The sequence below is a fragment of the Limnohabitans curvus genome (genome assembly GCF_003063475.1).
Taxonomy (GTDB): domain Bacteria; phylum Pseudomonadota; class Gammaproteobacteria; order Burkholderiales; family Burkholderiaceae_C; genus Limnohabitans; species Limnohabitans curvus.
Genome location: NZ_NESP01000001.1, coordinates 1,388,603 through 1,408,572 on the forward strand (window position 1 = coordinate 1,388,603; position 19,970 = coordinate 1,408,572).

Annotated in this window: 17 protein-coding genes; 11 read left to right on the plus strand and 6 right to left on the minus strand. The window is 58.6% G+C overall.

Going from position 1 to position 19,970, the window contains the following annotated elements; all coding sequences use genetic code 11:
• Position 1: 1 nt before the first annotated feature.
• Positions 2-2,002 carry a two-component system sensor histidine kinase NtrB gene (locus B9Z44_RS06965; protein WP_108359416.1) on the minus strand — a complete coding sequence of 667 codons (2,001 nt, stop codon included), beginning with the start codon at positions 2,000-2,002 and terminating at the stop codon, positions 2-4.
• Entirely contained in the window at positions 2,002-6,060 is a 4,059-nt protein-coding gene (locus tag B9Z44_RS06970) for a YhdP family protein (protein WP_108359417.1), read from the minus strand. The genes B9Z44_RS06965 and B9Z44_RS06970 overlap by 1 nt, the downstream gene beginning before the upstream one ends.
• Before the next feature lie 36 nt (positions 6,061-6,096).
• Here B9Z44_RS06970 and glnE point away from each other — a divergent pair, with 36 nt between their 5' ends.
• On the plus strand, positions 6,097-8,802 hold the full coding sequence (gene glnE, locus B9Z44_RS06975; RefSeq protein ID WP_108359418.1) for a bifunctional [glutamate--ammonia ligase]-adenylyl-L-tyrosine phosphorylase/[glutamate--ammonia-ligase] adenylyltransferase: 2,706 nt from the start codon (positions 6,097-6,099) through the stop codon (positions 8,800-8,802).
• Positions 8,803-8,834: 32 nt separating this feature from the next.
• Here the strand turns inward: glnE and rfaE2 are convergent, their stop codons facing one another.
• Positions 8,835-9,338 carry a D-glycero-beta-D-manno-heptose 1-phosphate adenylyltransferase gene (gene rfaE2, locus B9Z44_RS06980; RefSeq protein WP_108402035.1) on the minus strand — a complete coding sequence of 168 codons (504 nt, stop codon included), beginning with the start codon at positions 9,336-9,338 and terminating at the stop codon, positions 8,835-8,837.
• Between the two features lie 11 nt (positions 9,339-9,349).
• Positions 9,350-10,315 carry a MerR family transcriptional regulator gene (locus B9Z44_RS06985; protein ID WP_108359420.1) on the minus strand — a complete coding sequence of 322 codons (966 nt, stop codon included), beginning with the start codon at positions 10,313-10,315 and terminating at the stop codon, positions 9,350-9,352.
• Between the two features lie 190 nt (positions 10,316-10,505).
• Between B9Z44_RS06985 and B9Z44_RS06990 the strand changes: the two genes are divergently transcribed.
• Genes B9Z44_RS06990 through B9Z44_RS07025 form a run of 8 tightly spaced genes read left to right on the plus strand, consistent with a single transcriptional unit; the run spans position 10,506 to position 16,780 of the window.
• Positions 10,506-11,003, plus strand: coding sequence for a glutathione peroxidase (locus B9Z44_RS06990; RefSeq protein WP_211308722.1), 498 nt, complete (start codon positions 10,506-10,508; stop codon positions 11,001-11,003).
• Positions 11,000-12,292, plus strand: a complete 1,293-nt coding sequence (locus B9Z44_RS06995) for an NAD(P)/FAD-dependent oxidoreductase (RefSeq protein WP_108402036.1) — start codon at positions 11,000-11,002, stop codon at positions 12,290-12,292. Before B9Z44_RS06990 ends, B9Z44_RS06995 begins: the two co-directional genes overlap by 4 nt.
• A gap of 5 nt (positions 12,293-12,297) precedes the next feature.
• Positions 12,298-13,071 carry a DUF1365 domain-containing protein gene (locus B9Z44_RS07000; RefSeq protein WP_108402840.1) on the plus strand — a complete coding sequence of 258 codons (774 nt, stop codon included), beginning with the start codon at positions 12,298-12,300 and terminating at the stop codon, positions 13,069-13,071.
• A 14-nt stretch (positions 13,072-13,085) separates the two neighbouring features.
• Complete coding sequence (locus tag B9Z44_RS07005; protein WP_108402037.1) at positions 13,086-14,321, plus strand: SAM-dependent methyltransferase; 1,236 nt, start codon at positions 13,086-13,088, stop codon at positions 14,319-14,321.
• Complete coding sequence (locus B9Z44_RS07010) at positions 14,318-14,920, plus strand: chalcone isomerase family protein (protein ID WP_108359423.1); 603 nt, start codon at positions 14,318-14,320, stop codon at positions 14,918-14,920. Before B9Z44_RS07005 ends, B9Z44_RS07010 begins: the two co-directional genes overlap by 4 nt.
• Positions 14,921-14,964: 44 nt before the next feature.
• Entirely contained in the window at positions 14,965-15,519 is a 555-nt protein-coding gene (locus B9Z44_RS07015) for a DUF3833 domain-containing protein (protein WP_108359424.1), read from the plus strand.
• Between the two features lies 1 nt (position 15,520).
• Positions 15,521-16,303, plus strand: coding sequence for an SDR family NAD(P)-dependent oxidoreductase (locus B9Z44_RS07020; RefSeq protein WP_108359425.1), 783 nt, complete (start codon positions 15,521-15,523; stop codon positions 16,301-16,303).
• Between the two features lie 9 nt (positions 16,304-16,312).
• Positions 16,313-16,780 carry a nuclear transport factor 2 family protein gene (locus B9Z44_RS07025; RefSeq protein WP_108359426.1) on the plus strand — a complete coding sequence of 156 codons (468 nt, stop codon included), beginning with the start codon at positions 16,313-16,315 and terminating at the stop codon, positions 16,778-16,780.
• A gap of 1 nt (position 16,781) precedes the next feature.
• Here the strand turns inward: B9Z44_RS07025 and B9Z44_RS07030 are convergent, their stop codons facing one another.
• Complete coding sequence (locus tag B9Z44_RS07030) at positions 16,782-17,396, minus strand: glutathione S-transferase N-terminal domain-containing protein (RefSeq protein ID WP_108359427.1); 615 nt, start codon at positions 17,394-17,396, stop codon at positions 16,782-16,784.
• Positions 17,397-17,480: 84 nt separating this feature from the next.
• Here B9Z44_RS07030 and purB point away from each other — a divergent pair, with 84 nt between their 5' ends.
• Positions 17,481-18,884, plus strand: coding sequence for an adenylosuccinate lyase (purB, locus tag B9Z44_RS07035; RefSeq protein ID WP_108359428.1), 1,404 nt, complete (start codon positions 17,481-17,483; stop codon positions 18,882-18,884).
• 4 nt (positions 18,885-18,888) lie between these two features.
• A complete protein-coding gene (locus B9Z44_RS07040) occupies positions 18,889-19,449 on the plus strand; it encodes a YaeQ family protein (protein WP_108359429.1) in 561 nt (186 codons plus the stop codon).
• A 25-nt stretch (positions 19,450-19,474) separates the two neighbouring features.
• On the opposite strand, the gene B9Z44_RS07045 is transcribed toward B9Z44_RS07040, so the two are convergent.
• On the minus strand, positions 19,475-19,954 hold the full coding sequence (locus B9Z44_RS07045; RefSeq protein ID WP_108359430.1) for a DUF3717 domain-containing protein: 480 nt from the start codon (positions 19,952-19,954) through the stop codon (positions 19,475-19,477).
• Between the last annotated feature and the right edge of the window lie 16 nt (positions 19,955-19,970).

The window sequence follows — 19,970 nt, forward strand, 5'->3', positions numbered from 1 at the left end:
GTCAGGTCTCGGGTGACGATTGTGGCAGGGTGAAGCTGAACACCGTGCCGCGCGGCGTGTTGGGGCGGTGCCCCAAAAATCCGCCGTGCTGTTCCACCACGGTACGACACAAACTCAAGCCCAAGCCCATGCCTTCTTCTTTGGTGGTAAAGAAGGGTGTGAAGAGTTTTTCGGACACGCCTTCAGGAATGCCTTGGCCCAAATCGGCCACTGAAAACTCAAGCCAGCGGCTGATGGCGTTCGAGGCGGCGGGACGCACGCTGAGCGTGAGCACTTTGTTCGGCGTGTCATCGGCCATGGCTTGCATGCCGTTGCGCGACAGATTCAACAGCACTTGCTCGACCATGGTGCGGTCACACCACACGGTGGGCAAATCAGGCGGGCATTGCACGACCACGCGCACGCCCAACTTACGGGCTTGCAAAATCACCAAAGGCATCACGTCATCCAACAAGGCACGTGGCGTGACGGCCTCGCGCGCTTGGTCGCGGCGACGCACGAAGTCGTGCACGCTCTTGATGACCTTGCCCGCACGCTCCGCTTGCTGCCCAATGCGTTGAATGGCGCTGCTGAGCGTCTCCGCCAATTGCGGGTCTTTGACGGCGGCTTCTTGCAACAAGTTCATGCTGCCCGTGGCGTAACTGGAAATCGCGGCCAATGGTTGGTTGAGTTCATGGCTCAAGAGCGACGCCATTTCACCCACCGTCGCCAAACGTGCCGTGGCTTGCAGGCGCTCTTGGCTGGCACGCGACACTTCTTCCACGCGGCGCTGCTCGCTGATGTCCAGCACCGCGCCCATCCAACCCGTTTGCTCGCCCAAGGCGTTGATGAGCGGGGCTTCAAAAATCATCACCGCAAAACGCTCGCCGTTTTTGCGCATGAAGACGGACTCCACCCCCTCACGCGGCGGTGCATTGCCCGCCAACCGCAAGGCTTGGCGCTGGCCGTATTCGTCCACCATCTCTGGCGGCCAATAGGGGGCAGGAATACCGCGGCCGATCAGCTCTTTGGCTTCAAAGCCCACCATCTCGCAAAACGCGGGGTTCACATACGTGATGCAACCTTCGTTGTCACGCGCGCGCAAACCCGTGACCAGTGAATCTTCCATCGCTTTGCGAAAGGCCAGCGCGTCAGCCAAATCCAGCTCCACGCGTTGACGGCGGCGCATGTCACGCGCCAGCATGATGAGCACGGTGACCAAGGCAATCGCCATCGCCGTGACCAAGGCCGTCAAAACGTTGGGAAACAGATCGGGCGCACCGCGCCAACTGTCCATGCGCAACACCATGGTGTGACCGGGCAAATCCAGCAGCTGTTTGGCAATGAACACGCGCGAACCGCGGCGTGCCGTGCCATGCATGGCCAAGCGTGTGCCATCCGATTCGGTGAACGACACCTCTTGGCTGCGGGTCAGTTGCGGGCCCACCATGTTGACCAACATCTCACCCAAGGAATACGTGGCCACGGTGTAACCCGTGAGCTGCCCATCGGTGATGACGGGCAAGCACAGATCCATGATTTCCAAACCCAAGCCATCGGCTTGCGGCACGTAGGTACTGGCGCCGTAGCCGGGGCCGCTTTGGCGACGCGCCACGCCACAGGCTTGCACCACTTCGGGCTGGTTGGCAGCTCGGCCAAAGCGATTGAACACGGGCGCACGAAACGAGGTGTCGATGCTTTTGAGCACCCGCAATTCCGTGTCCCGCAACTCCAAACGCAACCACTCACGGTGTTCACGCAGCAATGTGTGGGCATCTTGCTCCCAAGGCGTAGCAGCTCGGTCGGCGTATTGCAGCGCTTGCAAGCTCTGCACATTGCGGGTGAGGGCGGTGCGAATGTCGCCCACGGCATCCGCCGCGTCACGCTCTAAACGGCTTTGCACTTGGCTGACTTCATAACGCCCCGCCAACCACACCAAAGTGCTGAGCATGGACAGCACCAGCACCACCAGAAGCACCCACAGCACCCAACGGCGCACTTGTGTTCCAGCGTTGAACGGCATCAGTCGACCTTGGTCACACGGGGGTCCGCCCACGTGCCATCCACATGAAACTCGTTGGTCCCGGCGCGCACCAAAGGCTTGCTCAACACCATCTGCGCAAGGTAGCTGGTCAAGCCGATCAAAGGATTGATGGTGGCAACGTAAAGCGAGGCCGTGCCTGCATTGATTTCAGGCACCACCACCACTTTGAGTTGCTGGGTTTCGCGCACCAAGTCGGCATGACCTTCAATCAATGCGCCAGCCACCACGCCCTTCATTTGCAGGTTGTTGGTGGAGGCCACGCCTTGCTCAATGCGCACGTCGCCACGCACAAAGTCGAACGCAAACCCGTCGCTGAACAAGTCGCTGAAATCCAAGGTCAAGCGACGTGGCAAAGCTTGTAAATTGAGCACGCCCAACAAGCGGGCCGCGCCTGGCTCTGTTTTTAAGAACTGCCCTTTTTCAATCGCCAAGTTCATCTTGCCGCTCATGCTGGCGTAGTCCAGCGTGATGGGCGAACCCTGCCAAGACACTTGGCCCTCCAGGCGTCCTTCGCCATGGCGAATGGCGCCTGGCGTGCCCAAGCGGCCCAACAGCTCGCCGCTGTCACGGATGGCCAACACAAAGTTGAACTGCGTGCGTCGCACGCGCGGCCCCTCGGTTGCCCAATTGCCATTGGCCGTCAAGGTGGCTTCTGGCAGCGTCACGTTGAATTTGTTCAGGCGCCATTCGCGCACGGCGTTTGCGCCCACGCGGTTAACGGCATCAATTTCTAAGCGGCCCAATTTTTTGCCACGCAAGGTCAGCTCATTCACCACGATGTCCAAGGTGGGAATGCTGCTGGGCTGCTCGGTCAACAGGCGCTCCACATCGGGCACCGAGCTGGGTGGGATATTCAAATACGCCAAACGCACATACAACTGTGCGGGCACATTGCCATTAGGTGGTCGCACTTCTGCCGAGCCATTGAGCTCATCGGCACCGATGTTCAAGCGCCACAAATCGCCTTGGCGTGTGCCACCCACCACCACTTTGTGAATCACGCGATCAGACACCTTGATTTGGTCCGCCAGCAACGCGGCAAAGGTGGGCATGTACTCTTGCGCGCCTTCACCCGTGGCTTCGCTGCCGATGACAGCTGCCGTGGCCTGTTTGCGCTTGAGCGGCGACACACCCGTGAGCTGGGTGAGGGCGGTGTTCCACGCATCCAAGTCGAGCGAGGGCAATTGCAAATTCAAGCTCACCGCGTTGTCACGCATGGGCACCGCATCAACGACCGACTGCCCCACGGCAATGCCACCACGAACCACGCGCACGCGTGGGCCGCTGAGATCGCGCACATATGTGACCGACACCAACCGACCCAAGGTGACTTTGATTTGGTCTTGCAACACGCGTGATTTGGCTTGCAGCGATTCCCGCGTGAGTTGCGACTCAATGCGCAACGGCATGGCAGTCTGGGCTGTTTTGTTCAGCGGTGCTGGCAAGTTCAAGGCCATGCCTTTGAGGTCGCTGTTGATCAACAGCTCTGGCTCGCCACGGCGTAGCCCTAAAGTTGCGGTGTAAGTCGACTTGCCTGTGGCACGCTGCGCCAAGCGTGACACAAAGCCCAGCTCACGCGCTTGTTGCAAACCCTCTGCCGTCAAGTCACCGCGAATTTTGAGTTGCAAGGGTGATTGACCCTCTGTGGCCACAAAGGTCAGGCCACCATCCAACACGGCATCGCCGCCCAACAGCTGCGCTTGCACTGCTTTGAGCTCAAACCCTTGCTCGCTGAACTGCAAGTTGCCACGCGTTCGATTGAGCACGGGTGTGCCCGGCATGATTTGCAATGCGTTGTCCGCAAACGCCACACTGCCTTGAACTTTGGCGGTCTCTAGTTTGTCGATGGGCAAGGTCAGCGCCAATTTGAAATTGGCATCGCCCGTTGCTTGGCTCTTGCCCAACACGTTGCCCGTCAACTCATTGAGTGCCGATTTGGCAATCATGTCCAGCACTTGCGCCACGGGGCCACGTGCCTCACCTGTCACGCTGACCACGGGTTGCGCCAACGTGGGGATGTGTGCCTCTACTTTTTGCCAAGTCACGCCGGGTGCGCCCGCCAAATGGGTGCTGCCTTTGAAATGCAACGCAGCGCGGTCAAACACCAACTCGCCGTTCACCGCCATCAAAGCAGGCCATGCAGGCGGTGGTGGTGTTTTGGGCTTGGGTGGTGTGGGCGGCACATAGGCGTATCGCCCTTGCGTCACTTGGGCCACGATGCGGAACTCGCCCAGCTTGGGGTTCTCAAACGGCATGTCATTCAAATTGCCGCGCAAGCGCAAGGTCACATGATGGGCCTCCCCCGCTTGAACCGCATCACGCACATAGGCGCGCACATCAGCGGGCAAGGTATTGGGCAGGTAGCGGTACACCCGCGCCACATTGGCTCGGCTGATCGCAGCGGTCAAATCCAACACGCCCGGCAGACGCGCCTCGGTTTCGCCTGTTTTCCAGTTGCCGTTGAATTCGCCGGCCACATCGTCGCTGACCACACGGCCTTGTGTGAACTGCACAGCCACGTCATCGCCTTTGAGCTGCCAAGCGAGCTGCGCCGAGGCTTCTTCGAGGGCCAGGTACGGCTCATCCAAACCCATGGGCAAGGTCACGCTGCCTTTGTGAATGCTCGCGCGTGCTTTGCCGCCCTTTTGCGTGAAATCAAATTCGAGCTGCGCTGCTTGCAGGCCAGGCAAATTGGCCAAGGGGCTGTCTGGCTGCGCGTCACGTTGGAGAGAAAGCTGACGCACTTGGCCGCGTGCGCCGTATTGCAAGACATCGCCTTCATTTTTCTGCCAAGTGGCCTTGAGCTGGTTAACTTGGCCTTGCGGTTGCACGCGCGCCAAAATTCCGCGCCAATCCTCTGGCAACGGCAGGCGCTGGCTGATTTGCACCAACGCGTCTAAGTCCAAACGGTCTGCATTCACGGTGCCAGACTCAAACGCATCGCCGCGCCAGCTCACACGCAACACACCGCCGGGCCAGTGCTCGCCCTCTTGGGTGTCAAACACCAAGTCTTGGCTGCTGATTTCAACTTCACCGCCTTGAAATTGCGCACCCACACGGCCATGCACATGGCGCAGCCCCAAAGGCAACAAATCAGCGCCCAATCGTGCGGTGACCGCATCGAGTGCCACGTCCGCAGTCACCCCTGTGGGTTGTCCTTTTTGCACATCGGTCCACATGCGCATGGCGCCACGGCCTTCTTGCAAAGACAAGCCTTTGTCCAAGGCCACCCACTGACGCAACGCGGCGAGGTCGACATACGGCAAGTCGGCAAACACCTCGCCTGTCCATTGCGAGGTGTCGCCCGCGCGTTGCCAGGGCAATTGGTAAAACTTGCCGCGCACGGACATGCGCTGACCCAAGGCATCAGGCGGCGTGGCATCCAGACGCAGCTCATGTTGGAACCCATGGTTTTTCACCGACAGGTCCACGCCACGCAAGGTCAACGCCGGGGCGATGGTTTGTGCCGCACTTGGACGGCTCTCGTCACGCCAATGCACCACGCCTTGGCGAACCACAAACTCGGGTTGCGAGAAGAACCAATCGGCGCCGCTGCCGTCACCCGCGACACCGGTGTCTAAACCCGCCACCCACACATGACCGGCGGCATCGCGGCGAATTTCTAATTCAGGTTGCTCAATGTCCAGTTGCTCAAACTGGCCCAGCAAGACAGAGCGTGGCGACACTGCCGCCAACACGCGGGGCAAGCGCAAAGCCTCACGCCCTTCGCGGTCGAACAACACGATGTCGTTCACCTCAAACCACGGCACCCACCAACCGCCTTGGGTGCTGATGCTGCCAATGTCCACGCGCACACCCATGGCACGCGAAGCCTGTTGTTGCAGCACCTCACGGTAATCGCCGATTCGGGGCACAATGAAAATGTGCAGGGCGCTCCAAGCGACCAACACCACCACCCATGCCAATGCAACCAGGCCTAAAGCCCAGTTGAGCGCGCGTCGCCAGCCTGATTTGGTTTGCAAATCAGAAGCCTTGGATTCGGGGGTGGCATTGACAGAGTCAGACAAATTTTTCATGGTGTTAGCAACGTGACTGGAATTATCCCTCCCTCCATGCAGGACTTAAGTACTTATTCGCGCTTTGTGCAGCGCTTGCGCCGCCGCTATGCCAATGAGCTGCACCTGCTGCCTGCGGGCGCGCCGAACTTGGCCACCATGCAAACGTGTTTTGAGGCGCTGCGCCAAACCCAGCCCTGCGGCAACGCTCTGCGCATGTTGCGCCAACTGGTGATGGAACGCTTGGCGGTGTTGGACTGCGACCAAGGCGCAAAACTCGATGTGGTGACACGCGCCGTGACCGAACTGGGTGAATTCACCCTCGACGCAGCCTATCAAGACGCCCAAGCCCAACTCGACGCCAGCTACGGCACACCGACCACGCCCCGCGGCGAACGCGCGGTGCTGTGGATCATTGGCATGGGCAAATTTGGCGCACGTGAGCTCAACGTGTCGAGCGACATCGATCTCATTTATGTGTACGACGAAGACGGCGAAACCACGGGCCTGCCCGACGGACGCGGACGCATCAGCAACCACGACTACTTTGCCAAAGCCGTCAAACTGATTTACGCGCTGATCGGCGACAACACCGAGCATGGCTTTGTCTTTCGCATGGATTTGGCTTTGCGCCCCAACGGCAACTCGGGGCCGAGCGTGGTGTCGCGCCAATCGCTGGAAGAATATTTCTTGGTGCAAGGGCGCGAGTGGGAACGCTTTGCTTGGCTCAAAAGCCGCGTGGTCGCGCCCTTCAGCGCCAAAGCCAATGCGTTTGAACTGCGCGACACGGTGCTGCCCTTTGTGTTCCGCCGGTATTTGGACTACAGCGTGTTTGAATCGCTGCGCGGTTTGCACCAACAAATTCGCAAACACTCGGTCACACGCAGCGCGGGCAGGCCTGAGCGCGCCAACGATGTCAAACTCTCCCGCGGTGGCATTCGAGAAATTGAATTCACGGTGCAACTGCTGCAAGTGGTGCGCGGTGGCCACTTCCCCGAATTGCGCACCCGCCCCACACTGCAAGCCTTGCAGCGCCTGAGCCAAGCCAACCTCATGCCCGCCGCCACCGCCGATGCGTTGGCCAAGGCCTATGTGTTTTTGCGTCAAGTCGAACACCGCATTCAATACTTGGACGACCAACAAACACACGTCTTGCCCACCAACGACGACGACCTGAACTGGATTGCGTTGACTTTGGGCTATGGCGATGTGTGCGACTTTTTGACCCAGCTCGACACCCACCGGGAATTGGTGGCGCACGAGTTTGACCGCTTGCTGGGCTTGGGCGACAAAGCAGAAAACACAAACAACGGCGAGTGCAAAGGCTGCACACCCAAAGCGCAAAACGACTACGTAGACCTCGAGTCTTTGCTGCCAGACCTGAATGTGCATCTGCGCGAGCGCGTGGCGCTGTGGTCAGAGCAACCCCGCGTGCGCGCCTTGCGCGACGACAGTGTGCAGCGCTTGCTCAAACTTTTGCAGCGCACCAATGCGTGGATCGACGATGGCCGCATCACCGAAGAAGCTGCCGTGCGCTGGAGCGACTGGATGGAGCCGCTGCTACGCCGCGAAAGTTATTTGGCCTTGTTGATTGAGCGGCCTCGCGTGCACGAGCAACTGATGCGTTTGCTGGGCATGGCTCGTTGGCCTGCCAAATATTTGCAGCAGCACCCGGGTGTCATTGACGAGCTCGCGGGCGAAGCCTTGTTGGCCGAGCGCTTTGTGCCTGCCGAGTTTGAACAAGAACTGGAACGTCGCCTGGAATCGCTGCAAGCGACCGGGCAGGCCGACGAAGAAACGTTGCTCAACTTGCTGCGCCGCGCACACCACGCCGAAGTGTTCCGCACCTTGGCGCGTGACGTGGAAGGCCGCATCACCGTCGAACAGGTGGCCGACGACTTGAGCGCTTTGGCTGACTCGGTGTTGAAGATCACCAGCCGTTGGGTGTGGCAACACTTCAAACAACGCCACCGCGACGAGCCGCAATTTGCCATCCTCGCCTACGGCAAGCTGGGCGGCAAAGAGCTGGGCTACGGCAGCGACTTGGACATCGTGTTTGTCTATGAAGACGCGCACGAACGCGCAGGCGAAATTTATGCGACCTATGTGCGCAAGCTCATCAACTGGCTCACCGTCAAAACTGGCGAAGGCGATTTGTATGAGATTGACACCGCTTTGCGTCCCAACGGCAACTCGGGCCTGTTGGTGTCAACCTTCGAAGCCTACTCAGACTACCAATGCCAACGCGGCGAAAACACCGCATGGACCTGGGAACACCAAGCCATGACGCGTGCGCGTTTTTGCTTGGGCGCGTCGGATCTCAAAGCCCGCTTCGACGCCGTCCGCGCCAACGTCATCAACGCCAAACGCGACCAAGCGGCGCTTCGCCAAGAAATTGTGGCCATGCGCGAAAAGCTGCACGCCGCACACACCGTCAAGCCCGAGTTGTTTGACGTGAAGCACAGCGCGGGTGGCATGGTGGATGTTGAGTTTGCCGTCCAATATTTGGTGCTGGCGTTTGCGCAGCAACACCCGGCCTTGCTGGCAAACGTGGGCAACATTGCCTTGTTGCTGAGCGCTGAAAAAGCCGGCTTGCTGCCCGCCGGTGTGGGTGAAGCGGCTGGCAGCGCTTACCGAGAACTGCGCCGTGTGCAACACCGTGCGCGCTTGGACGAACAACCCACACAAGTGCCCACGGCTGAACTGGAAAAAGAATGTTCAGCCATCCAGGCGCTGTGGCACGCGGTGTTTCCTGAGGTGTGAATCAGCACGCACGCGATGACCGTGCGCGGGTTTTATCCTTGTCGGATTTTTTTCACCAACGCAGTGGTGGAGTAGCCATCGACAAACGGAATCGCTTGGGCGCGGCCACCGTAGGCCAACACCACTTGCGTTTCCGCCAGTTTGCCCATGTCGTAATCGCCGCCTTTGACTAGCACGTCGGGACGCAACTCGGTGATGAGCTCCAGTGGCGTGTCTTCGTCAAACCACGTCACCAAGCTCACGGACTCTAAAGCCGCCATCAACGCCGCACGGTCCAGCTCGTTGTTCAGTGGGCGGTCTGGGCCTTTGCCCAAACGGCGCGCAGACGCATCGCTGTTCAAGGCCACCACCAAGCTGCCGCCTAAGCTGCGGGCTTGCGCCAAATACGAGGCGTGGCCGCGGTGCAGCACATCAAACACGCCGTTGGTGAACACCACGGGTCCCTGCGCGCGCAAGGCCGCCACGCGTTGCACCGCGTCGTGGCGTGAAGCCAACTTGGAAAGGAAAGCCGGAGGGAGCAAAGTGGTGTCAGTCATGGGGATGAATTTTAGGTGGCGGCATGGTCTGACGCAGCCTTGTGGCGACGCCAATGGTTCACGGCATCGGTGATCGAATTCAAATCGTGCAACACCACCACGCGCTCAATCTGTCGACGACGCAACGCCGAGGCTTGCCCGCCCACCCAAATCTGGCTCGAAGCGGGCAATAGCAAATTCAACTCGGTCAAACCGTCCACCACAGGGTTGGGCTTCATGTTGGCACTGAAACTCAAAGCCACCACGTCCGCACGATGGGCCATCGCCGCTTGGGCAATGTCGCGCACAGGGGTTTGTGTGCCCAACGACACACAACGGCAGCCTTGCAAGGTCAACAAACTTTCGACCATCAACAAGCCCAATCCATGGGCTTCTTGCGGGAACGTGGTCAGCAACACCGATGGTTCGCCACCGTTGGCTGGCTTTGGAAGCGCCAAGATCGCTTGTCGCATCAAGGTCATGACACATTGTGTGTAGAGATGTTCTTCGTACACGGCCAAATCACCGCGAGCCCATGTGTCACCCACCATCGCCGTGAGGGGCGCGACCACATCGGTGACAAAACGCTGCAAGCCATCTTGCGACAAGATTTTGAGAAGCTCGCGCTGAAGGCCTTCATGGTCTTGCGTTTGCAACATGACGATGTAAGCCATCAAATCTGGACGCGGATGCAGCAGCACAGCAGCCTCATCGTTTGGCTGCCATGAAGCCTCACCACGACTGAGGTGTTGCAGTGCCTCTATGGATTGGGCCACGATGCGACCAGGACGGTGGCCTTGGTCCATCAAACGCTTGATCACGCGCAGCTTTTCCACCTGCGCCATCGGGTAGGCGCGCTCACCATGCGCGTCGCGACCGGGCACAGGGAAGCCATAACGTCGCTCCCACACGCGCAAAGTGTCCTTGCCAATGCCCGTGTCGCGCTCGACAGCCGCAATGGAAAGTACCAGGCGTGAAGGGTCATCACGTGAGTTCATAAATGGCAAGCCCCGCAAGTGAACATGGAGAATAAGTTCTGTCCTAGACGGTTTTTTCAGATTAGGCCATGATTGTCCCCTATTGAAGAAGGGCTTTCCCATGGCGCACCGTTTTGTTTTCTTGTTCATTTGGCTGCTCTTGGGCCTCAACACAGCGCATAGCGCCTCAGAAAACGCCACGACAGCAACAATGACCTGCCCACGCGTCCTGCAACACACGGTGCTGCGACTGCAAGACGAAAAACCACAAGCGCTCTGCCAATACGCAGGTCAAGTGGTGGTGGTCGTGAACACAGCCAGCTTTTGTGGGTTCACGCCGCAATACAAAGGCCTCGAAGCGCTGTATGCCAAATACAAGGATCGCGGTCTGGTGGTGCTGGGTTTCCCCAGCAACGACTTCTCACAAGAGCCCGACAACAATGCCAAGATCGCCGACTTTTGCGACAACACATTTGGCGTGAAGTTCCCTATGTTTGTCAAAACCACAGTGCGCGGCGCAGACGCTTTGCCCTTGTTCAAACAGTTGGCCGAGCAAACTGGCACCACGCCTAAGTGGAACTTTTACAAATACGTCATCAGCCGCGATGGCAAACACATCAAGAGCTTCAGCAGCATGACCGGGCCACAAGACAAAAGCTTTGTGCAAGAGATTGAAAACCAGTTGGCCATGAAAGCCTCTGCGCTATGAAGCCACGTATCGCCATTGTGGGTTCGGGCATTTCGGGCTTGTCTGCCGCCCACCATTTGCAGGGCCAAGCCGACATCACGCTGTTTGAAGCGGGTGACTATTTTGGCGGTCACACCCACACCGTGGACGTGACCTTGCCCACACCCACAGGCCTGCAAACCCACGGTGTGGACACCGGCTTCTTGGTCTACAACGAGCGCACGTATCCAGGGCTGATTGCCTTGTTTGAACAATTGCAAGTGGCGACGGTCAAATCGGACATGTCGTTCTCGGTGCAAGTGCCAAACAAGAACGGCAAAGGCGCGCTGGAGTGGAACGGCGCCAATCTCAACACCGTGTTTGCCCAGCGCCGCAATTTGCTCAAGCCCAGCTTCCTTCGCATGCTGCGCGATGTGGTTCGCTTCAACACCTTGGCCACAGAATTGGCCGAGCGCAACCAAGACCACGAACTGGCCCAGCCGCTGAGTGGCTTTTTGTTTTCGCACAAGTTCAGCGACGCCTTCCGCGATTGGTATTTGCTGCCGATGCTGGGTTGCATCTGGAGCTGCCCCACAGACCAAATGCTGAAATTCCCTGTGGCCACCATGATTCGGTTTTGCCACAACCACGGGCTGATTCAAGTGAACAACCGCCCGCAGTGGTTCACGGTGGCGGGCGGCGCACGCCATTACGTCGAGAAAATTTTGGCAGGCATTGGCGATCAGCGTTTGAACACGCCCGTGCTGCGCATTGAACGCGATGCCCACAGCGTGACGCTGCAAACCCACGCAGGTTCTGAGCGCTTTGACCAAGTGATTTTGGCCACCCATGCCGACCAATCGTTGGCCATGCTGGCCGAGCCCACAGCACAAGAACAAAGTACCTTGGGCGCCATTCGCTACCACCCCAACCGTGCGGTGCTGCACACCGACGTGTCGGTGATGCCTGAGAAAAAACTCGCTTGGGCCGCATGGAACTACGAACGTGCCGCCCATGACAACACCGAGTCCACCCGTGTGTGTCTGCATTACTGGCTTAACCTGTTGCAGCCGCTGCCTTTCGCGCAAGACGTGATCGTGTCGCTCAACCCCGTGCACGAGATTGACCCCGCCCACGTGATAGGCGAGTACGACTACGCCCACCCCGTGTTTGACTTACCCGCCATTCAAGCGCAAACCCACATGCCCCAACTGCAAGGCCAACAACACACCTGGTTTGCCGGCGCGTGGATGGGTTATGGCTTCCATGAAGATGGCTTCAAAGCAGGCCGCGCCGCCGCGCAAGGCCTGCTTGCCACGTTGGCACGATGAACGACATGACGCACAACACACGTCACCCACAAGCCATGATGGGTTTTGGCCAAGTGCGCCACACGCGCCTGCGCCCCAAACACCACGCCTTCAACTACAACACCTTCTTTTTGATGCTGCCCATGCGCAGCCTGCAAACGGCACGTGATGCCATCTTGCCCATCAACCGTGCAGGAGCGATCAGCTTTCACGAGACCGACCACGGCGATGGTCGCGGCGTCGAAGCGGGTGGCGCCCTCGCGTGGTTAGAAGAATTGCTGGAAAAGGAAGGCATCACCGACGCCACGGGCGAGGTGTGGCTGCATTGCTACCCACGCGTGCTGGGGTACACCTTCAAGCCTGTGAGCTTTTGGTACTGCCACGCGGCCGATGACTCGCTACGCGCCATCGTGGTGGAAGTGAACAACACCTTTGGCGAACGCCACTGTTATTTGTTAGACCGCCCGCAATACGGCGTGGCGCAATGCGCCAACAAGGTGTTTCATGTGTCGCCGTTTTGCGACGTGCAAGGCGACTACCGCTTTCGCTTCATGCGCACCGCCGACCACACCGTGGCGCGCGTGGACCACGATGATGCGCTGGGCCCCTTGATCGAAACCAGCGTGAGCGGCCACCTCGAACCCATCACCCGCGCTGCCTTGCGCCGCGCCTTGTGGGGCTACCCGCTGATGACGCTCATGGTCATGGCCCGCATCCATTGGCAAGCTATGAAGCTGTGGCGCAAGCGTGTGCCTTTTTTCACCAAGCCCAAGCCACCCAAAGATTTTGTAACCCGTTGAATCAAAGCCTAGCCATGACCTCATCCACGACCTCGGCCCCCGTCCGTTTTGCCCCCCAAGACATGCCCGCTGCTGCGCGGCGTGTGCTCAGCCTGCTGCAACGTTTGCAGCATGGCACCTTGCATGTGCAATGGCCCGATGGCAGTGTGGCGCAGTACGGTGCAGCACCCGCCACAGGCCCAGCACTCAACGCCACCTTGCATTTGCACAGCTATGCACCGCTGACGCAAGCCTTGAAATCGGGCGACATTGGTTTCGCCGAAAGCTACATTGCGGGCGAGTGGACCACAAACAATTTGTCTGAGCTGCTGCAGCTCTTAGTCGCCAACCGCCGCGACATGGACGAGCTGATCTTTGGCAGCTGGCTGGGCCGCTTGTTCTACCGCGTGCGCCACTTGCTTCACCGCAACACGCGCAGCAACAGCAAGAAAAACATCCACGCACATTACGACTTGGGCAATGCCTTTTATGAGCTGTGGCTTGATCCCACGATGAACTATTCGTCCGCGTGGTTTGACAACGACCGCGCCAAGCCGATGGCCGAGGCACAAACCGCCAAAGTGCGACGCGCCCTGCGCATGGTCGACGCCAAAGCGGGTGACCGTATTCTTGAAATCGGCTGCGGCTGGGGCGCTTTGGCCGAGTTGGGCGGCCAAGAGTTTGGCGCGCACATGAGCGGCGTGACCCTGAGCCACGAGCAACTGGCTTTTGCCAACCAACGCATGCAAACCCAAGGCTTAGCCGCCACCAGCCACCTGCGCTTGCAAGACTACCGCGACATTGACGACGGCCCGTATGACGCGATCTGCTCCATCGAAATGTTGGAGGCTGTCGGCCAAGAATATTGGCCCACCTATTTCGAGAGCGTGGCACGCTTGCTGAAGTCTGGCGGTAAAGCTTGCATCCAAACCATCGTCATCGACGACGCGCTGTTTGACCGCTATGTCAAAAGCACCGACTTCATTCAGCAATACATTTTTCCAGGCGGTTGCTTGCCTTGTCCGCGCGAGTTTCGCGCGCACGCCGAACGCGCAGGCCTGAAAGTGGTGGACGAGCTGGCCTTTGGTTTGGACTACGCCGAAACCTTGCGCCGCTGGCGTCACCAATTCATGGCGGACAAAACGCAGGTGTTGCAACTAGGTTTCGACGAGCGCTTCATCCGTATTTGGGAGTTCTACCTCGCTTACTGCGAAGCCGCATTTGAGCAGCACAACACCGATGTGTTGCAGTTCACCTTGGTCAAGCCATGACCACACGCCGCAGCGCATTGACCCATGTGATGCGTGCGGCGGTTCTCAGCTGTGCAGGTGCCTTGTCGTTAGACGCACACGCCAACCAGCAAAGCAACGCCAAGCCAGACACACCAACCGCAGTCCCAGGTTTTGTGCGTTCCCTGCTTCGCGGCACACCGCGCCTGATTGGGCAGCACCGATTCACCTATTGGGGCTTTGAGGTGTACGACGCCAGCCTGTGGGGCAGCACCGCTTTTGCACCCAACAACTGGGCCATGCAAGCCTTGGTGCTAGAGCTGCGCTACCTGCGGGATTTCAAAGGCGCTGACATTGCGCAGCGCTCCATAGAAGAAATGCAAGGCCAGCGTACCTTGAGCGCTGCCCAACAACACAACTGGTCGGGCGTGTTGCAATCGCTCATTCCAAATGTGCGCAGCGGCGACCGCATCACTGGCGTTTACGCCCCCGACAAAGGCATGCAGCTCTTGCACCAAGACCGCCTGTTGGGTGACGTAACCGACGCAGAACTGGCGAAACGCTTTTTTGGCATTTGGTTGGCCCCCGAAACTTCGCAACGCCAGCTTCGCCAGCAATTGCTGGCCGGCGCTCAACAATGAAGCCCCGCACCGCAGAACTGCATTTGAACTTTGGGAGAAACCAGATGGTGAATAGACGACAACTCTTAACCCGCAGTGCCACCGGCATGGGCGCACTGGCTGTTGTGGGCTTGAGCGGCTGTGCCAGCCCTTCGATTGAAGACTACGCCCAAGACAAACCCACGCTGGACTTGCGCAGCTACTTCAACGGCAAGGTCGATGCGTGGGGCGTGTTCACAGACCGCCAAGGCAAAGTGGTGAAGCGCTTCACCGTGGACATGGCCTGCACTTGGCAGGGAGAACAGGGCGTGTTGGATGAGCGCTTTGTCTACTCCGATGGCACACAAGAGCGCCGCATTTGGAAACTCACCCACTTGGGTAACGGCCAGTACCAAGGCACGGCTGGCGACGTGGTGGGCATCGCCAGCGGACAAACACGCGGCAACGCCTTTCGTTGGGGCTACACCTTGGCCTTACCCGTGGACGGCCGTGTGCTGCATGTGAGCATGGACGATTGGATGTATCTGATGAACGACCGTGTCATGCTCAACAAAGCACGCATGAGCAAGTGGGGCGTGCACTTGGGCGACGTCACCTTGTCCTTCACTCGCCGAGGTTGACATGTCTTGGATCAAACCCATGAACCCACCCATCACCGACTGGCAGGGCCGCAGCGTGTGGCTGATTGGCGCGTCTAGCGGCATTGGCTTGGCCACCGCCAAAGCCCTGCATGCCGCAGGCGCCCGCGTGGTGGTGTCGGCACGCAATGCCGGGTTGCTGCAACAGTTTGTCGACGACCACCCTGGCGCGCAAGCGGTGGTGCTGGATGTGGCTGACACTGCCGCCATTGCCACCGCAGCCCGCTACGTGCAAACACAACAAGGTTTGGATGTGGTGATGTACTGTGCCGGCTACTACCAAGCCATGCGCGCGGCCGACTATTCGCTGTCCGAAATGCTGCGCCACCTTGACATCAACTACACCGGCGCTCTGCGTGTGCTGGATGCTGTGCTGCCCGAGTTGCTGCCGCAGCAGCGCGGCCACATCAGTTTTATTTCTAGCGTGGCGGGCTTTCGCGGTTTGCCGCAAAGCTTGGCGTACGGGCCCACCAAGGCCGCGCTCATCAATTTGGCAGAGGCTTTGTATTACGACGTGTCGCCCCACGGTATTGGCGTGAGTTTGATCAACCCTGGCTTTGTAGAAACTCCGCTGGTAGCCAACAACGACTTCCCCATGCCCGCGCTCATCACGCCCAACAAAGCCGCTTCTGAAATTTTGAACGGATGGCGTCAGGGCCAATTTCACATTCACTTTCCTAAGCGCTTCACACGCATGTTGCTTTTGATGCGCTTGCTGCCTTATCGCTGGTACTTTGCCTTGGTACGCCGCGGCACCGGCATGTAAAAGGTCACGATGCCGTTCCAACTGACCCAGCCTGACAGCCCCGAAGCTGCGCTACAACGCGTGGTGCATTTTTTTGAGCACTTGCAACCTGGCGACGTGGCGCGTGTGGGGCAGCTCTACACCGCAGACGCGCAGTTCAAAGACCCCTTCAATGAGGTGCAAGGCATCTCAGCGATTGCGCACATCTTTACCCACATGTTCGAAGCGCTAGAAGCACCACGCTTTGTGATTACGCAGCAAGTACAAAACGGTGCGCAATGTTTTGTGACTTGGGATTTTTTCTTCTCTGCGCCACGCATGGACGACGGCGCAATACAAACCATTCGCGGCGCAACCCACTTTGTGTTGCGTGAAGAAGCCGGCGTGTGGCGCGTGGCCGTGCACCGCGACTATTGGGATGCAGCAGAAGAGCTGTACGAGAAGCTGCCCGTGGTGGGCAGCGTGATGCGTTGGTTGAAAAAACGCGCCAACAGCTAGATCAAACAGGCGCTGTGTCTTTGAAGCTTTGGCGTTGCGCCAAACGCTCATACAACGCAGCCAGATTGGGGTGCTGGCCGCGCCAGTCAATGTGCGCGAAGCGGAAATCCAAATAACCCAAGGCGGCACCCACTGCAATGTCCGCCAAACTCAGATGAATACCCACACAGTTGCTGCGCTCGGCCAAAGCACGGTCCATCGCAATCAAGCTGTCGTCAATCTTTTTCATTTGACGCTCAATCCACGCTTGGCTGCGCTCCCCCTCTTTGCGACCAGGCCAAGTGGCTTCCAGACGGGCAAGAATGGCCGCGTCCAACAAGCCATCAGCCAAAGCTTCCCAAGTTTTTACTTCGGCGCGTTCGCGGCCGCTGCCAGGAATGAGCTTGCCCACGGGTGACAGGGTGTCTACATATTCAACGATGACGCGCGAGTCAAACAGCGCCTCGCCGCCTTCCATGATGAGGCAAGGCACCTTGCCCAAAGGGTTGGATGCCGTGATGTTGGTATCTGCAGCCCAGACGTCTTCGGTCACAAACTGGTAGTCCAGTTTCTTCTCGGCCATGACGATGCGCACTTTGCGCACATAGGGGCTGGTAATTGCACCAATCAGTTTCATATGTTTTTCATAGATTTGTTGAGGCTCTAGTTTAGCGAGCTTGGCGTATACATGGCACTTGGGCCAAGCACCTAAAATTGCAACATGAGCAATACAACCCGCACCCCCCAAGCTATTTCCCAAGTCACCGCCCTGTCGCCCCTGGATGGCCGCTACGCCGGCAAAGTTGCCGCCCTGCGTCCCCTGATGAGCGAGCAAGGCTATATGCACCGCCGCGTGCAAGTGGAAATTGCGTGGTTCATCGCACTGAGCGATGCAGGTTTTGCTGAATTCAAACCCTTGAGCGCGACTTCTCGCGACTATCTCATCAGTTTGGTGACCAACTTCAGCACCGAAGATGCGCTGGCGATCAAAGACGAAGAGAAGGTCACCAACCACGACGTGAAGGCCGTGGAATATTGGATCAAAAAGAAATTCAAAGGTCACGCCGAACTCGAAGCGGCTTCTGAGTTTGTGCACTTTGCCTGCACCAGCGAAGACATCAACAACACCAGCCATGCGCTGCAATTGCAAGCGGGACGTGACGAAGTCATCTTGCCCGGCCTCGACGGCCTGATTGCCAAGCTGCGCGAGATGGCGCACGCGTTTGCCGATGTGCCCATGCTCAGCCGCACGCACGGCCAAACCGCCAGCCCCACCACCGTGGGCAAAGAAGTGGCCAACGTGGTGATGCGCCTGCGCCAAGTGCGCGAGCGCATTGCAGGCGTGCACATCATGGCCAAGATGAACGGCGCCGTAGGCAACTACAACGCGCACATGAGCGCTTGGCCTGACTTTGACTGGGAAGCCTTCAGCCGCAACGTGGTGGAAACACCTGCGCCTTTGGGCCTCGGTCTGACCTTCCAGCCTTACAGCATTCAAATCGAACACCACGACTACATGGCCGAGTTGTTTGATGCGGTGGCGCGTGCCAACACCATCCTGATTGACTGGTCACGCGACGTGTGGGGCTATGTGTCGTTGGGCTACTTCAAGCAACGCTTGAAAGCTGGCGAAATTGGCTCGTCCACCATGCCGCACAAAGTCAACCCCATTGACTTTGAAAACGCCGAAGGCAATTTAGGGCTGGCCAATGCCGTGCTCAAACACCTCAGCGAAAAGCTGCCCATCAGCCGTTGGCAGCGTGACCTGACCGACTCCACCGTGCTGCGCAACATGGGCGTGGCTTTGGGCTACACCGCGTTGGCGTATCAGTCGATGATGGTGGGCTTGAACAAACTCGAACTCAACGAAGAAGCTTTGGCGGCCGACCTCGATGCCGCTTGGGAAGTGTTGGCCGAACCCATCCAAACCGTCATGCGTCGCTACGGTGTGCAAGGCGCTTACGAGCAGCTCAAAGAAGTCACGCGTGGCAAAACCGTCACAGCAGAAGCGTTGCATGGTTTGATTGCCTCGTTGCAAATTCCTCAGGCCGATAAGGACCGTTTGTTGGCCATGACGCCCGGCAGCTACGTGGGCAAAGCCGCCGAACTGGCGCGTCGCGTTTAAACAGATGGCGATCAAATCCACCATCTTCAAAGCGAACGTCCAAATCGCTGACATTGACCACGGCTACTACGCCGACCACGCGCTGACCCTCGCGCGTCACCCCAGCGAAACCGACGAACGCATGATGGTGCGTTTGGTCGCTCTCTCGCTGCAAGCGCACTTGCTGCAAGACGTGTGCAACGGCGACGGCGTACTGGCGTTTGGTGCTGGTCTGTCTGACCCCGACGAACCCGATGTGATGCTGACCGATTTCACGGGTCGCAAGCGCTTGTGGATTGAAGTGGGTCAACCCGAAGAAAAGCCGCTTCTCAAAGCGTGCAGCAAGGCCGACCAAGTGATGTTGTATGTGTTCTCCAGCTCAGGCGATGTCTGGTGGAAAAACATGCAAAACAAACTCATCAAGCCCACATCGCTGCAGGTGTGGCGCATTCCCAGCAGTGCCTCGCAAGACTTGGCCAAACTGGCCGAGCGCAGCATGCAATTGCAAGCGACGGTTCAAGAGGGTGTGGTGATGATGAGCAACGGCAAAACCACCGTTGACATCGAGTGCGAGCGCTGGAAATAAGCGCCACCAATCTGACAAAGCGCACTTAAGGTGCGCTTTTTTCTTGCGCGTCTGATTTAGCTTCGCCGTCTTTTTGCGTATCGCCCACATCCACAGAGGCACACGCCAACGCACGCTCTGCGTACTTGTTGAAGCGCCAAGAGGTGCCAATCATGGTGATGCGTCGCCATGTGCTGCGCTTCTCGCCTGGTGACATTTCTGGCCAGTACTGCACTTCTTCAAAGGTGCGGCCACAGCCTTTGCACTCTTCATCGCCTTGGCTGGTCGAACAAATGGCGATACACGGCGCGTCGGGCGTGGTGCGATACCAACCCAACCATGCCTCGTAGGCCTTTTTGGGAAAGCCTTGTTCCGCCGCCTCTTCGTGGTGGTAATAAATCATCAACGCATAGACCTCAGCCAGCGCGCGGATTTCAGGCGCCAGCGTGACGCCATCGGGCGAGGGTTTTTGTTCGCGCCAATAGTTGATGGCCGCTTCAATGTCGGTGATGTGAATGCCAGCCATCGCGTTAGAGTCTGTT